This window comes from Mycobacterium sp. (assembly GCF_019247635.1).
GTDB lineage: Bacteria > Actinomycetota > Actinomycetes > Mycobacteriales > Mycobacteriaceae > Mycobacterium.
Map to the genome: position 1 here is coordinate 20,960 of NZ_JAFBAR010000075.1, position 14,060 is coordinate 35,019.

Genomic DNA, 14,060 nt, shown 5'->3' on the forward strand with positions numbered 1-14,060 from the left:
GCGTGACGTTAGCTTTTGAACAGCTCGGTGCGGATCTGTCGAATTGGAACCGCTGGGGTTCCGAGGATCAAATCGGAACGTTGAACCACATTAAGCCGCATCACATCGTTGCGGCGGGCGCCCAGGTCCGAGCAGGCAAGGTCTTCCATCTAAGCATTCCTGTCGGGAGCCAAGGACCCCAGAACGGCGTGGCCGGCAGGTTCAATCCCATCCACTTAATGTCGATGCAGCCTGCAGATTGGGAGCCCCATGGGCTGCAGGTCTCCGACGATTGGATCATCATGCCGTTGCAGTCAGGCACGCAGTGGGACGGGCTGTCACACGTCGCCTATGGAGGCCTGCTCTACAACGGCTACCCAGTCGAACAGATTTCGACGCGCTTCGGCGCTCGCAAGCTCGCGATTGATGCGATAACTGAGCGCGTTGTCGGGCGAGGCGTTCTCTTGGACATTGCACGCCTGCATGGCAAGGACTGGCTCGAATCCGGTTACGCGATCAGCCCCGAGGAACTGGACGCCGCTGAGAAGGCCCAAAACGTGACCGTGGGCGAAGGCGACTTCTTGCTTGTACGGACCGGATGGCGGACGAAGTTCACCGCCGAACGGCGTCCCGATGACTGGCTAACCCATGAGCCCGGGCTGTCTCTCGAATGCGCGCGGTGGCTGCATGACAGATCGGTCGCGGGCGTCGGGTCCGACAACTGGGGAGTGGAAGTCGTCCCCGAAACATCGGTTGGCATCCGGATGCCATTCCACTGCATTGTTATTCGCGACATGGGCATGCCTCTGGCTGAAATCTTGGCGCTCGATGACCTTGCCGCCGACTGCGCCGCGGACGGCGTGTGGAGCTTCATGTTTGTGGCGCCCCCGCTGCATATCGCGAATGCCGTGGGATCGCCCACCACACCGATCGCGGTGAAATGAGCCGAGCATTTCAGTACCGGTTGCGAACCGCCACTGCACTGGTCAGCGTGCAGGATTACCGCGCCGCGGCGAAAAAGGCGCTACCCAGCATGGTATGGGCCTATCTCGACGGCGGCGCCGAAGATGAACGGACACTTCGTGACAATCGCGACGCCTTCAGCCAGTGGCGGTTGCGCCAGCGCGTCCTTTGCGGGATCGACGCCGTGGACGTGTCCACTGCGATCGGCGGTGAAACCCTTTCCCTGCCGGTCATTCTGGCGCCTACCGGCCTGACCGGACTAGCGCACTGGTCGGGGGAGCTGGCAGCGGCGCAAGCAGCCGAAGCAGCAGGAACACGAGCCACGCTCAGCACCGCCGCGTCCTACTCCCTCGAAGAAGTCGCGCGAGGAACGACCAGCAACCACTGGTTCCAACTCTACCCCTGGGGAGACAAAGGACTGTCCGCGACGTCGCTGTCAGCGTCATTACTCGACCGTGCTCGAGACGCCGGCTACCGCACACTCGTGGTCACCGTCGATGTGCCGATACAGGGCAATCGCACCGGCGAGCGACGCACCGGGATGGGCCACCCCCTGATCTTGTCGCCACGACGCATCGCCGATGCGGCCATCCGGCCGCGCTGGTGGTATGGCCTGATTCGCCACCGCCGCGTCAGCATGGGCAATCTCACCCAGGCGCGCGGTGCTGCGGCAGCCGTGCAGACGGTCGCGGCGCAAAGCCGTGCGGTACGAGCGGATTTGACATGGTCCGACATCGCAGCGTTGCGGGAACGATGGGAAGGACCCTTTCTGGTCAAGGGGCTTTTGGAGGCTGCAGATGCAGTCCGCGCAGTCGACGACATCGGAGCGACCGGTGTCATCGTGTCGAACCACGGCGGTCGCCAACTCAACGGGGCATCGGCCAGCCTGACGGCACTTCCCAGCATTGTTGGCGCAGTGGGCGATCGCGCCGATGTGTTAATAGACGGCGGCATCCGGTACGGCAGCGACATCGCCACCGCCCTGGCCCTCGGGGCACGTGCAGTCCTGATCGGCAGGCCCTACATCTACGGACTGGCGGTGGGCGGTGCAGCGGGTGTCAAGGCCATCCTAGACATTCTGGCCGCCGAACTGCGCCAGACCATGACGCTCATGGGGGTCGCCAAACTCGACGACCTGAAACCGGAATCGCTGATTGCGCAGCCGTGCTCGCCGATGGCGCACTAATCATCTATTCGATACCGGTCTCAGATTGCCGCCGCTAGACGAGCGGTCCGCACATCCAACTCAATCCGCCCGATAACGACGCGTGTGGCAGGAGGTACCGAAATGACAAAGGCAGCACCGATTCCCGCTGGCCCCACGGACTTGACCAGCTCCTGGCTCTCGGTGGTGTTGGGCGTGGACATCACCGAGGTGACTGTCAGCGCCGTCGGAACCGGTCAGACCGGCGCCACTTATCGGTTGACAGTTCGCTATGCGGGCGAGCGATCGGGGATGTCTGACTCATTCATCGCGAAGCTGCCGTCGCAGGACGAAACGGTGCGCCAGCGGGTTGCGCTGGGATACCGCGCCGAGCACGCCTTCTACGCCGAGGTGGCCGACACGCTATCAGTGCCGCTGCCGCAATGCTTTTACTGTGACATCGACCGCAACGGTGCAGATTTCGTCCTCCTGATGGCCGACTTGGCGCCTGCGGTGCAGGGTGATCAGATTGCCGGCTGCAGTGCAGCCGAGGCGCGCTTGGCGGTCACTGCGCTCGCCGGTGTGCACGGTCCGCGCTGGTGCGACCCTACGTGGCTGTCCTTCACGGGAACCGCCATGCCCCGGGCAGATGCCGAGTTGGCCAAGAGCATTGGCGATGTCGCGCGCACCGCCGCTCAGACAACCGTTGTCGGGCTCGGCGCGAGGATGACCGAAGCAGACCGCGCGACATTGACCGAGGCAGCGGACCTTATCGGCGCGTGGCTGCTGCTGGCGCCGGACCGCTTCAGTCTGCTTCACGGCGACTACCGGGTCGACAACCTGCTCTTCGATCCCGAACGCACCCGCGTCAGTGTGGTGGACTGGCAGACGCTGACGATTGGACTACCCGCACGCGACCTCTCCTATTTCATGGCGACCAGCCTGGCCCCCGACACCCGGGCCGAGGCCGAGGAGGAGCTGGTGGGTCTGTACTTTGATGCGTTGGTCGACCACGGTGTCACCGAATACTCTCGCGAAAACTGTTGGCAGGATTACCGAATCGGCATGTTGCAGGCACCGCTGATCACGACCTTCGGTTATGCGTTTGCAGCGACCACCGATCGCGGAGACGACATGATGCTGACCATGATCGAACGAGGATGCCGGGCTATTCGTGAACTAGGCACACTGGAGCTGGTCCGTCAATTGAGCTGACGAGGATCACCGATCCCGCCCTGCGGCGCGATCCTGTCGATGCGCGCCAAGTCGACCGGCGCCAAGCACCGCGCTGCCGCCGCAAGATTCTCGGCTACCCGGCCTGTGCTACCCGCACCTGGGATCGGAACGACGTCATCGCGCTGGGCCAGTAGCCAAGCCAAGTAGAGCTGTGCCGGCAAGACCGCTTGGCCTCGTGCGAGTTTGGACAATTCCTCGCCGATCGACACGCTCGCGCCGAGATTCTCTGGCGCTCTCGCGCGAAAAGATGGCGTAGTCCGATTGCAGCACCGAATCGGATGCACCGCGCACATCTGTCCGTCTGGTCTAACCTAGTCCGTTCGCTTGATCTTGAGCCCAACGGTAGTCGGCCTTTCCGGACGGGCTGCGTTCAATAGCCGGTCGGAACAGAATCGCCTTCGGGAGCTTGTAACGGGCGATCGACTTGGCTGCGTGAGCAATCAAATCTGCTGGCCCGGCAGATTCGCCGTCGGCGAGCGCAACGACCGCAACAACTTCTTGCCCCCACTTCGTGCTGGGTCGACCGGCTACCACGACGTCGGCCACCGCCGGGTGCGAGGTGATCGCCGTTTCCACCTCTTCGGCGAAAATCTTTTCCCCGCCCGAGTTGATCGTGACCGAGTCACGGCCCAGTAAAGTGATCGAGCCGTCTACGTTATGCCGTGCGCGGTCTCCGGGCACGGCATAACGGACGCCATCGATGATGGGGAACGTCGCGGCGGTTTTCGCAGCGTCGCCCTTGTAACCGAGTGGGACATAGCCTTTTTGCGCCAGCCAGCCGATGCCGTCATGACCGGGCGAGACGATCGACGTCAAGTCCTCAGCGGCCACACACGTGTCGGGGCCCGGCCTGAAGGTGCCGGTTGAGATGGCGCCCGATGTTGACATGTGGTGCATCTGGGCACCGGTTTCTGATGATCCGACCCCGTCGAGGATCACGACGCCAGGCACCGCTTGGATCAGTTGCCCCTTGATAGAGGGGGTCAGTATTGCGCCGCCGTTGGCAATCGCTACGAGTGACGAAAGGTCGTAGGAGCCGGTTTTCATCGCTGCGAGCAGGGGTCGCGCGACCGCGTCACCAACCACGGTCATTCTCGAGACGCCCTCGCGCTCTATGGTTTTGAGGACATCGGCGGCGTCGAGACGGTCGACGACGGAGGCGAACACCATTGTCTGTCCGGTCGTGATCGCGGCCATCGCCGCCCACTGCGCGGCGCCGTGCATCAGCGGAGGCAAGATGAGGGTTTTGGCGCCGCCCGTTTTGACCGCCCGCGCGACGATGTCGTCGAGAGAGCCCATGACCTCGCCGGTGATCATGTTCCGGCCGCCGAACGATGTCATGAAGATGTCGTGCTGGCGCCAGAGCACACCTTTCGGTCTGCCGGTGGTGCCTCCGGTGTAGAGGACGTACAGATCGTCCGGCGACGGCTGGCTCGGTGGCGGTTCGGCTGCAGTGCTCGCAATCACTGATTCAAAGTCGACCGCGCCGGGGATGAGGGCATGGCCGGACTCGTCGGCGATCTGAATCAGTACGTGCAGCTCGGGAAGATCTGGCAGGATTTCGGCGACTCGTGATGCGAAGGCGGCGTGATAGATCAACGCGGTCGCGCCAGCATCGGTGAGGAGATCGCGCAATTCGGTGTTGACGTACCGATAGTTGACGTTGAATGGGGCGACCCGGGCCCGGAATGCGGCCAGCATTGCCTCGACGTATTCGTTGCCGTTATGAGCGTATATGCCCACGAGGTCTTGACCCACTGCGTGCCCGGCCAGGCGCGATCGCTCCGTGTAGCAGCCGAGGCCACGTGAGGACAGGTAGGACGCGAGGCGCGTGGACCGGTCGTTGATCTCAGCGCAGCTAAAGTGGCGGTCTCCTTGCACTATGAGGTCTCGAGCGCCGATCTTCGCCGAGATCGCATCGGCAACTGCGGGCATCGTGAATTGCGACGACGGAGTCAAGCTGAGTCCTCAGTTTGAAGTTGCCGGTTGTTTATCGTGGCCGCCGCCGGTGCATGTCTGCAGGCTGCGTCTGCTTCGGTTCGGTGTGTTGCCGGCGAAGCGGGTCGCCGGCCTGCATCCTGATCTGTTCGATTCGTTCGTCGCTTGGCATGACCGGGCCGGTGTCGGGGCGTTCGTCGATGTTGAGGTCAGCGAGGCCGAGTTCGGTGAGGAGCGCAATGCCGCTGGCGTTGGTGATAAAGCGCTCGTCATTGGTGACCCCATCTTCGAGAAGCTTTGCGCCGATGAGACATATCACCGCCATCTTGAACGCGTTGAGTGCGCGGTACCAAGGACGATTCGCCAGGGTGATGCCGCTGGCGGCTTGGTAGATCGCGAGGAACTGCTCGATGGTCGGGGCCGATGGGTGACTTGTGAGGCCGACGGGCTGCATCCACAGCAGTTCCATCCAGCCGATGTCGGTCAATGGGTCGCCGACCGTGGTGAGTTCCCAGTCGAAGACCGCACTGACGTTCTCGTCGACGAAGGCGAAGTTGCCCGGTTTTGGATCGCCGTGGACCAGCGTGATCTGCGGGCACTGTGGTGGGGTGGTGTTGGTCAGCTCGTGCATGAGCAACTCGAGGGCGGGCAGGGGCCCGCGCCGCACACGCAGCAGTTCGCCTCCCCAACGCCGTAGTTCGCGCCGCAGGTGATCCTGGCCGTTGTCGAGGCGCTCGAGCCCGGTGCGATGCAGGTCGACCGTGTGGATCGCGGCGAGTTGTTCAGCCATGGATTGGCACATGCCGTGAAGGCGCTCGGTCGTTGCGTTGGGTCCTTCCGGGGCCGTCAACTCGTAGACCGTTCCGTCGAGGTGTTCCATGACGAAAAAGGGGCGTCCCAACACGTCACCGGATGCTTCCAGCCACAGCGGGTGCGGCGTCCGTACGGGTGTACGTTGCAGAGCCTCAAGGATTTCGAATTGCCGGGTGAGGTCATAGGGTTCGAGCAGCGCCGGCGGTCGCGGACGCATGCGGAGCACGACGCGCCGCCTGTTCGTGGCGTTTGGTTCGCCGCTCGCGATGGTCAGCGAGATGGTTTCGGCCGAATGCCCGACCTGCAGGTGGTCGAGACCGTCGATCCGCACGTTGTCCTCGTCGGGCAGTTGTGTTTTGAGCCACTCGCTGAGTCGCTGGCGGGCTTGCAGGTCCGAGTTCATGGGCAATGTCGCTCTATTCACGCCGCTACGTGTACGACACCGTGTAATCAGAATCTGCGTTCAGACCCAGTTCGGGCCATTCGCCGCCGAGAATGCTCTCCATGATCCCGTATCCCACGGCGTCGCCGTCACGGACCCGGATCGGCGTATCTCGCAGCTGGCCGAGCCGAGAGAGATTATCGGGGGTCCAGCAATCGTCGATGTATTCTCCATCGACGTGCAGCGCGCCTTTCCATGATCCGTGCTTGTGCCCTGACCATGCGCCGTAGCCGCCGGGCTTCAAGAAGAAGCCTGTCTGCCCAAGAGCTTCGATCTCAATGGTGCGTTGCTCGCCAGTCTCCATGGTCAGATGCAGTCGGCCGCCGGTGATGAACCGATTCCGAACGTCGTAAGTGATGTCTGGTTCGACGCTTCTGACCGCGATTTGATTGCCGGAGTCGTCGTTGAGGTAAGCCGAGCTGTAGGCCCACGGACCTTCCGCCACGAAAATTGCTGTCTCGTAATAACTACCGTCAGGTCGTTGAAAGAACGCGGGCGACCACTTCATCCCCCCTCTCGCGCCTGGCGGTGGCGGCACAGGCGGGATCAAATCAGTCAGCGGTTCACCGATAGCTTGGCGTACGCCCCAAGAGTGGTCCCGGAAGCCGAACCATTCGCTCTCATTGATGTCATGCGTAACGCCATCCACAGTGACTGTGCCCGATGCCCACCCGCCTTGGTGATAGCGGATGACGTTGACATCGATACGGCCGCTGCGGCGATCGCGCACCAGGTTGCGCTCTTCGAAGTACGGCGGGGTGACGCCAGATAACACGATGTCGAACGATACCGGCTGAACCTCGTTGGGCTCCAAACGGAACCTCGTCTTGCGCAGCGGTTCAATAATCTCGTAGTGGAGTGGGCCGACTGCCATCTGTTCAGGAGCCGAGGCTAGTTCGCGACTTGCGCGGACGGTCCACTGCTCCCTGCCGCGAGAGACGCCGCCGAAGCTGTCGATGATGCCGCGGTTCTGATACTTGCCCAGCCCGAAATCGATCTGCAAAGATCCGTCAGTGCGAGCGAAGGACGCCCAGATCTTCTCGGTCCAGGCGAGGTCGGTCTGAGACAGGGTTGCGAAGGTGTCGACGAGTTGGTGATTTAAGCCCTCATCGGCGGCGAGGAGCCGCCCGATATCCCTGATTCCCATTAGCTTCTCATCCTGTTCTGTGTGCTGGTGGATCGTTCAGGCGGCCTCGTCGATCGTGTGCCTGCCGCAGCCACGTGCGGAAACGGACGTGACGGCGCTTGCGATTCGCGTGGGCGGCTTCGTTGGGCCGCCCGTCAGATCTCGAATTTGAGTGCGGCTCCGGCGTCGACGAAGAGTTGCTGCCCAGTGACATATCGGGATTCGTCTGACGCGAGGTACACCACAGCGTGTGAGATGTCACTGGAATCGACGTAGGGCACAGGAATCGCCTGCATCACCGGAAAACTGAGTTCAGCGTCTCCGCGGGTGGGGCTGGGCAGGTCGGGGCGAAACGTCCGATACATCTTGTCGTTGTGCAGCATGTCGGTGTCGACATTCGTGGGGTGCACGGCGTTGACGCGAATGTGGCTGGGCCCCAAGGTCAATGCAAGTGCCTTGCTATAATCGACGATCATCTTCTTGGCGAGTCCATAGCCGGCTCCGCCTGGGCCCGGCAGCGCACCGCCGACGATGCGGGCCTGCGAATGCAGCCCGGCGATCGATCCGGTCATGATCACCGATCCGCCGGACTTCAGGTGGGCCAGGCCGACGTGCACAGTGTTGACTACGCCCACGAAATCCACGTCGAAAGCGTCAATGAATCCCTGTGCCGGTACGTCGTAACCAAGCGGACAGATCGCGGCGTTCGCCACGATCACATCCAGTCCGCCGAGCTCGTCGACCGCTCGATCGAGCTCCTTCTGCAGCTGCGTCCGGTCCCGAACATCAACTTTGGCCGACATCACTCGTCTACCGGACTTTTCTACCAGCTCAGTGGTTTCGGCTAAATCCGCTTCCGATGCCAGGGGATAGGAATTGGTGTCGATATTGCTGCAGATGTCCAGCGCGATGATGTCGGCGCCTTCGTCAGCGAGATGTACAGCATGGCTGCGCCCTTGCCCGCGCCCGGCGCCGGTGACAAGGGCAACTTTGCCCCTAAGTCGGTTCATTCATTGCTCCTCAACTGCGTGCTCGCCTTGACTTCAAGTTCTGGGGTCAGCTGACGACGCCTCGTAGGGCGTCGTGTCCGTACATCTGAGCGATGAGTGACGAGAAATCAGGTCCACGGCGCAGCATCATGCCGCCGTCGACGTTGATCAACTGGCCGGTAATCCATTTCGCTGCATCGCTAAGCAGGAAGACGGCAAGGCTGCCGATGTCCTCGACCTCGCCGAAACGTGGTAGCGGGGTGTTGATGCGGTAGTCCTCGCGCACCGGCTCCATTGCGAATACTGGACCCAGAAGTTCTGTGCGTGTGAGGCCGGGCCGAATGGAGTTGACCCGCACTGACGATGGTCCCAACTCGTCTGCGGCCATTTGCACTAAGTGATCGACGGCCGCCTTGCTCACTCCGTAGGCGCCGAACCATCGATGAGTGTTGCTTGACGCAATCGATGAGATCGCGACGAAGGAACCGCCGCCACCGCGGACCATCTCGCGCGCCGAATGCTTGAGTGCGTACATCGTGCCATTGATGTTGAGGTCAATGGTGCGCAGCCATGCCTCGGAATCCATGTGAGTCAGTGGAGCGAGTGTCTCGTTGCCTCCCGCGGAATGCACGACGCCGTAGAGGCGCCCGCTCCAAGCGGTTGCTTCCTCGACGACATCGCACACCTGCTGTTCGTCGGTGACATCGGCAGCGATGTACCTCACCATGTCTGGGTAAGCCTCGCCGGCGATGTCGGCCGCAGCGGCTGCCAACTTTGCGGCAGTGCGTCCGATGATGACCACGTGGCCGCCCGCATGGACGATCGCTTCTGCGACGCCCTTGCCGATGCCGCTGCCACCCCCGGTAACCAAATACGTTTGGCCGCTGAGAGAAAGGTTGAGCGACTCATTCGTACTCATCGGCGCGTCCCCAGCGGCTCCGTGGGAGTGAAGACCACAGGCATGGCTTGCAGACCGCTCACAAAGTTAGCAGGACGAATCGGCAACGGATCGTCTGCGGCCAGGCGAAGATCTGGCAGTCGCTGCAGTAACCGCCGAATCATGACACTGATCTCTAGTCGCGCCAGTTGATTACCGAGGCAGAAGTGTGTGCCGAAACCGAATGCTAAGTGGTTATTGGGTGACCGCCGAATGTCGAAGATCTGCGGTTGATCGAACTGCTGCTCGTCGAAGTTGGCCGACTCGAACAGGAGCATTATCTTCTCGCCCTGCCTCAGCTCTGTGCCGTGAAAGTTAATATCAGCGGTCAAGATTCGGCACATGTTCTTCACCGGAGAGGTCCAACGCAGCATTTCCTCAACAGCGCTGGGCAACAGTGCATCGGGTTCGGCACGCAGTGCAGCCCACTGATCTAGATGGCGGAACAGCTGCTCGGTACCGCCGGTCAGTGTGTGGCGGGTTGTCTCATCCCCACCGACGAGGAGCAACAGCGCCTCTTGGAAGATCTCTTCGTCGCTCAGGGATTCGCCATCAATTTCGGCATGGCACAGTGCACTAATCAGGTCATCGGCAGGCTGTTCGCGTCGGGCTGCAATCATGCGTTTGAACAGCTCGGACAGGGCCATGAATGCTTGAACCATAACCCGCGCATCGGCTTCCGAGATCGTCGAACTGAGTCCCGCAATCATGTCGTCGGAGTGCTTCAGGAATTCCTCACGCTGCTGCGGATGGACCCCGAGCATGTCACCGATGATGGCCATCGGGAGCGGCGCCGCAATTTCGCCGACGAAATCACACTCTCCTCGCTCACACACTGCGTCAATGAGGTCATCGCAAATTCGGTCGATCGAGCCCCTAAGGTCTTGAACCCGCTTGCGCGTAAAGCCTGTGTTGACCAACTTGCGTCGACGTAGGTGGGCGGGGTCGTCCATGTCAATCATTTGGGGGACAGGCGGCACATAGTCAGGCCGAATGCCGGCCGCACTTGAGAACAGTTCCGGCTGACGCTCAGCCTCGATGACGGCGCGATACGTCGAAGCACCGGCCTGCCCGTTGCGATCGCGGAACACCGGCTCATGGGTTCGCATCCACTGATACGCCGCGCGTGACGGGCCCGCGTAGAAGCCTCCTTCAGCCAGGTCGATATCAGGCCGAACGTCAAGCAAGTCCACCAACTATTGATCCTTCCGAAGCGTTGTCGTCTGGGCTTGCATCCACGATTGATGCTCAAAGCCTTGTGTCGCGTGGCAAGCCGTCGCGCTCGCTCCAACAGTGACAGATAAGACACGATGTGTAAAGTAAAACAGACCATTTGTCTGGCCGCGTAGATATATGGGCACCTAGCGAATTGCAAAGACAAACGTGATGTAACGGCCGCTTGTGGCGGGACACAGCGCCGAAGAGTCACGGCAGTCATGGATTCCTAGCGACAGGCGGCCGGCGATCTGATGACTGCGACAGGGGACTGCCCCGGTTTGGTTGACTCCTTGATGTGTCCCGGCTTCGACGGAGTCCGTGATGTGCCCCGGGTTGTACGGAGTCGGTTTGCTTGACTTTTGGTCACGACGTCCGTCAAAGGAGCCGTGTCCGTGCCGAAGCGTTATCCCGAGGAGTTCCGCCGCAAGGTTCTTGATCTGGTGGCCGCCGGTCGCCCTGTCGCTCAGGTCGCGTCTGATCTGGGTATCAGTGATCAGACCATCTATGCCTGGCGCAGGCAGGATCTGATCGATACTGGCCATCTGCCGGGGTTGAGCCGCGGCGAGCAGACTGAACTCAGCGCCGCCAACAAACGCATCCGAGAGCTGGAAAAACGACGTGGCGATCCTGAAAAGGGCCCGTGAGCTGTTGCGGGACCAGCACGACCCAAAAGTCTAAAAGAACGACGCCTGGACCCACAGATCACCCTCGGATTATTCACCGATGCATCGGGTTTCCCGCTGATGGTCGCGGCGTTCGAAGGCAACAGAGCAGAGACCACGACCATGGTGCCGGCGATCAACGCGTTCAAGGCCGCACACCAACTCACCGACGTCACTGTGGTCGCCGATGCGGCCATGATTCCCGAAGCCAACCAGGTAGCGCTGCACGCAGCCGGGCTCACCTACATTCTGGGTTCCCGCATTCCGTTCCTGCCCGATGTGGTGCGCGAATGGCGCGACAACGACCCCGGTGAGACGATTCCCGATGGGCTGGTGCTCACCCAGCCGTGGCATCAACGTCATCGGAGATGGTCCTCGGCATACCTGATCGGGTGATCCACTACCAGTACCGCCATGACCGGGCCCGGCGCACGCAGCGCGGCATCGGCCAAGGCCCAACGCGCGGCCGCCGGGCACGCCCCGAAGGTCCCTTGTTTGAAGCGTTGTAGGGCGGGTGGCGTTACGACATCATTGCGCTAGCTCGTCCGAATGCTGAACTGCACCAAATCGATTCACTTAATGATTCAAACCGCGAGGTGTTCGCCACTGACATTTTCGCGAATCGAATCCGCGGCATGCATGAATGCAGCGCTCGGTCATAGCTATTAGCGAACTTTGAACACCCTTCGGGAATCTGCAGCCGGCCGAAGCTGATGATTAGAACCGCGGGTTCCGAACGTCGGCGTGACGGATCTCGATCAGTGAGCGTCGCTAGCCTTCCGCAGCGGATTTGGAACTGGCGACTTCGGGACACCGCTGAGCTTGCGGAGCGTAGCGATGCAGGCATGCAGTTCTTCGAGAGCCACGCTGGCCGCCTTAGCTCGGAAGAACTCATGCAGCCGACGCAACGACTCCTGTTGTACGCCAGCGCCTCGTGGCGTCACCTCGATGTGAGTGACCCGCTTGTCGGCATTCGATGGTGCCCGTCGCAGCAAATCCGCTCCGGCGAGCTTGTCGATATCCGCGGTGATCGTACTCGGCAGCACGTTGAGGTATTCACTCAGCGAGCTAGGGCGGTCGAACCCGGCGTGGACCAGAAAAATGATGCCGAGGGCGCGTTCAGAGATCGCATACTTGTCGGCCACCGGCATGGTGAGTTTCGAAATCATGCGTTGGACGTCCATCGCTGCTCCGAGGAAGTCGACGATATCGGCGTCGTCGGCAGGCCTGATGGCGTCGGTCACGACGCCACACGTTACCCCGCCCCGCCTTCTGCCAGCGTCTCCCGACAAATAGTTCATTATCTGAAGGTTATGAGTTACTGTTTTCATGCGAGGCGAGATTCGCCGCACGCGCCAGCAAGGTCGCGTCAACAGCGCGGAGTGCCATGAAGCCATTAAGCGGTGTCCACGAAGCTACGGACGACAGCCGCACCGGCCACTTACGCGCGACTACGTCCTGGAAGACCCTGATCTGCTGGGCGATGGTCGCCGGGCTGGCGGTGATTGTTTTGGTGACCGCGCAGAAGCACGGACCAACGTCGCCCGAGAACGCGAATCCAGACGGCATAGGCAAGCCGCCTCCGGTGGAGCCGCTATTGTACCCCTTCAACTGGGTCTTCTGGGGTCAGATTATCGGCGCTCTGCTCGCCGCCGGTATCGTTGTCGCATCGGTTCGGGCGTGGAGACGCCGGCCCGGGCATCCGGTCGTACTTATGGCCCTTGCCTCCAGCACACTGTTGTGGTGGGACCCGATCAACAACTGGGCTATCGGGTTGGTCTACAACCCGGATCTGTGGCACTTTCCCCGGGGTTGGCCGTGGCTCAATATCTCTCCGATCATCGAACCGCTGACTTCGTTCGTCTACGCGCCCTACGTCTTGGTTCCCTATTTCTTGGCCATGCCGATGCTGCGGGCCGTTCAACGACGCAGCGACCCGAAGGCCGTCGTCTGGGGCCATCCCCTGATATCGATAGCCGTGTTGACGTTCGTGATTGGCGTGATCTGGGATGCTGCTCAAGAGATTCTCCTGACCCGTGCGCAGTTTCTCACCTACAGCCATGCCATCGAATTCGGCACGGTCGATGCGGGCAAGGACAGTCAGTTCCCGCTCTTGATGGCTAGCGTGCTCATCACGGTCATCATGATCCCTGCGTCGGTTCTGCTCTATCGCGACGACACCGGTAGATCGCAGGCAGAAAAGATTGCCCAGCGATTGCGTCTGCATGCTCGTCACCCCAACCTGGCTACCTTTTTGGTGATGGCGATCGTCTTGAATATCGCGATGATCAGCTTCAGTTCCGCGTTCTGGCTGGCCCGCGCGACGGGTGCCGCGTCCACCGTGGCCTGCCCGTGGCCGTACCCGCAGGCTAAGACCTGGGATCCGCACGGCTACTACCAAGCCCAGGGAGCCCCAGCACCGTTCACCGCCGGTAAGGCCAGCTCGTGGCAGATCGCGCAACCCGAAGGCCGACCGACAGGCGTCGCCGTGAAGTCCGAACGCTGCAATCCTCGGTGACCTCGGCGGCGGCCCGACCAGACGACGACGCACCGCCACCCCTGTGCGGCATGCTCGCATCTACTATCACCGGTCGGCCCCGTGGGGACAGCCAC

13 protein-coding genes and 1 pseudogene are annotated in these 14,060 nt (G+C 61.6%); 6 read left to right on the forward strand and 8 right to left on the reverse strand.

The genetic code is table 11. The annotated features are described in order from the left end of the window. Nucleotides 1–2: 2 nt before the first annotated feature. From JO236_RS11100 to JO236_RS11110, 3 genes are all read left to right on the forward strand, one after another. Nucleotides 3–923 (forward strand): cyclase family protein, encoded by a 921-nt coding sequence (locus JO236_RS11100; protein ID WP_293329549.1) that lies wholly within the window; start codon nucleotides 3–5, stop codon nucleotides 921–923. Then, the gene (locus JO236_RS11105) at nucleotides 920–2,128 is read left to right on the forward strand and encodes an alpha-hydroxy acid oxidase (protein WP_293329550.1); all 1,209 of its coding nucleotides are present in this window, start codon (nucleotides 920–922) and stop codon (nucleotides 2,126–2,128) included. The genes JO236_RS11100 and JO236_RS11105 overlap by 4 nt, the downstream gene beginning before the upstream one ends. 102 nt (nucleotides 2,129–2,230) lie before the next feature. After that, on the forward strand, nucleotides 2,231–3,301 hold the full coding sequence (locus JO236_RS11110) for a phosphotransferase family protein (RefSeq protein ID WP_293329551.1): 1,071 nt from the start codon (nucleotides 2,231–2,233) through the stop codon (nucleotides 3,299–3,301). Here JO236_RS11110 and JO236_RS11115 read toward each other — a convergent pair. From JO236_RS11115 to JO236_RS11145, 7 genes are all read right to left on the reverse strand, one after another. Next, entirely contained in the window at nucleotides 3,289–3,615 is a 327-nt protein-coding gene (locus JO236_RS11115; protein WP_293329552.1) for an aldo/keto reductase, read from the reverse strand. The two genes, JO236_RS11110 and JO236_RS11115, sit on opposite strands and share 13 nt — an antisense overlap. A 13-nt stretch (nucleotides 3,616–3,628) precedes the next feature. After that, the gene (locus tag JO236_RS11120; RefSeq protein WP_293329684.1) at nucleotides 3,629–5,257 is read right to left on the reverse strand and encodes an acyl-CoA synthetase; all 1,629 of its coding nucleotides are present in this window, start codon (nucleotides 5,255–5,257) and stop codon (nucleotides 3,629–3,631) included. Between the two features lie 55 nt (nucleotides 5,258–5,312). Beyond that, nucleotides 5,313–6,476, reverse strand: a complete 1,164-nt coding sequence (locus tag JO236_RS11125; protein ID WP_293329686.1) for a phosphotransferase family protein — start codon at nucleotides 6,474–6,476, stop codon at nucleotides 5,313–5,315. Nucleotides 6,477–6,501: 25 nt separating this feature from the next. Then, complete coding sequence (locus tag JO236_RS11130) at nucleotides 6,502–7,662, reverse strand: hypothetical protein (RefSeq protein ID WP_293329553.1); 1,161 nt, start codon at nucleotides 7,660–7,662, stop codon at nucleotides 6,502–6,504. A 134-nt stretch (nucleotides 7,663–7,796) separates the two neighbouring features. Then, nucleotides 7,797–8,651: a mycofactocin-coupled SDR family oxidoreductase gene (locus tag JO236_RS11135; protein ID WP_293329554.1), complete on the reverse strand. Its 855-nt coding sequence runs from the start codon at nucleotides 8,649–8,651 to the stop codon at nucleotides 7,797–7,799. 46 nt (nucleotides 8,652–8,697) lie between these two features. Next, nucleotides 8,698–9,549, reverse strand: a complete 852-nt coding sequence (locus JO236_RS11140) for an SDR family oxidoreductase (RefSeq protein ID WP_293329555.1) — start codon at nucleotides 9,547–9,549, stop codon at nucleotides 8,698–8,700. After that, on the reverse strand, nucleotides 9,546–10,754 hold the full coding sequence (locus JO236_RS11145; RefSeq protein ID WP_416362221.1) for a cytochrome P450: 1,209 nt from the start codon (nucleotides 10,752–10,754) through the stop codon (nucleotides 9,546–9,548). Before JO236_RS11145 ends, JO236_RS11140 begins: the two co-directional genes overlap by 4 nt. 423 nt (nucleotides 10,755–11,177) lie before the next feature. Here JO236_RS11145 and JO236_RS11150 point away from each other — a divergent pair, with 423 nt between their 5' ends. Together JO236_RS11150 and JO236_RS11155 are read left to right on the forward strand one after the other, a co-directional pair. After that, nucleotides 11,178–11,429 carry a transposase gene (locus tag JO236_RS11150; RefSeq protein ID WP_293329556.1) on the forward strand — a complete coding sequence of 84 codons (252 nt, stop codon included), beginning with the start codon at nucleotides 11,178–11,180 and terminating at the stop codon, nucleotides 11,427–11,429. A 27-nt stretch (nucleotides 11,430–11,456) separates the two neighbouring features. Next, nucleotides 11,457–11,930 (forward strand): annotated as a pseudogene (locus tag JO236_RS11155) (IS1634 family transposase); the annotation flags it as partial. A gap of 275 nt (nucleotides 11,931–12,205) precedes the next feature. Here JO236_RS11155 and JO236_RS11160 read toward each other — a convergent pair. Further along, nucleotides 12,206–12,691: a MarR family winged helix-turn-helix transcriptional regulator gene (locus tag JO236_RS11160; protein ID WP_293329557.1), complete on the reverse strand. Its 486-nt coding sequence runs from the start codon at nucleotides 12,689–12,691 to the stop codon at nucleotides 12,206–12,208. 143 nt (nucleotides 12,692–12,834) lie between these two features. Between JO236_RS11160 and JO236_RS11165 the strand changes: the two genes are divergently transcribed. Beyond that, on the forward strand, nucleotides 12,835–13,965 hold the full coding sequence (locus JO236_RS11165; protein WP_293329558.1) for a spirocyclase AveC family protein: 1,131 nt from the start codon (nucleotides 12,835–12,837) through the stop codon (nucleotides 13,963–13,965). The last annotated feature ends 95 nt before the right edge of the window (nucleotides 13,966–14,060 follow it).

Bases quoted from the DNA above. Each gene is read 5' to 3' on its own strand.
- JO236_RS11125 (WP_293329686.1), bottom strand. From the start codon at position 6,476: ATGAACTCGGACCTGCAAGCCCGCCAGCGACTCAGCGAGTGGCTCAAA.
- JO236_RS11105 (WP_293329550.1), top strand. From the start codon at position 920: ATGAGCCGAGCATTTCAGTACCGGTTGCGAACCGCCACTGCACTGGTC.
- JO236_RS11135 (WP_293329554.1), bottom strand. From the start codon at position 8,651: ATGAACCGACTTAGGGGCAAAGTTGCCCTTGTCACCGGCGCCGGGCGC.
- JO236_RS11140 (WP_293329555.1), bottom strand. From the start codon at position 9,549: ATGAGTACGAATGAGTCGCTCAACCTTTCTCTCAGCGGCCAAACGTAT.
- JO236_RS11110 (WP_293329551.1), top strand. From the start codon at position 2,231: ATGACAAAGGCAGCACCGATTCCCGCTGGCCCCACGGACTTGACCAGC.
- JO236_RS11120 (WP_293329684.1), bottom strand. From the start codon at position 5,257: ATGCCCGCAGTTGCCGATGCGATCTCGGCGAAGATCGGCGCTCGAGAC.
- JO236_RS11165 (WP_293329558.1), top strand. From the start codon at position 12,835: ATGAAGCCATTAAGCGGTGTCCACGAAGCTACGGACGACAGCCGCACC.
- JO236_RS11130 (WP_293329553.1), bottom strand. From the start codon at position 7,662: ATGGGAATCAGGGATATCGGGCGGCTCCTCGCCGCCGATGAGGGCTTA.
- JO236_RS11115 (WP_293329552.1), bottom strand. From the start codon at position 3,615: ATGTGCGCGGTGCATCCGATTCGGTGCTGCAATCGGACTACGCCATCT.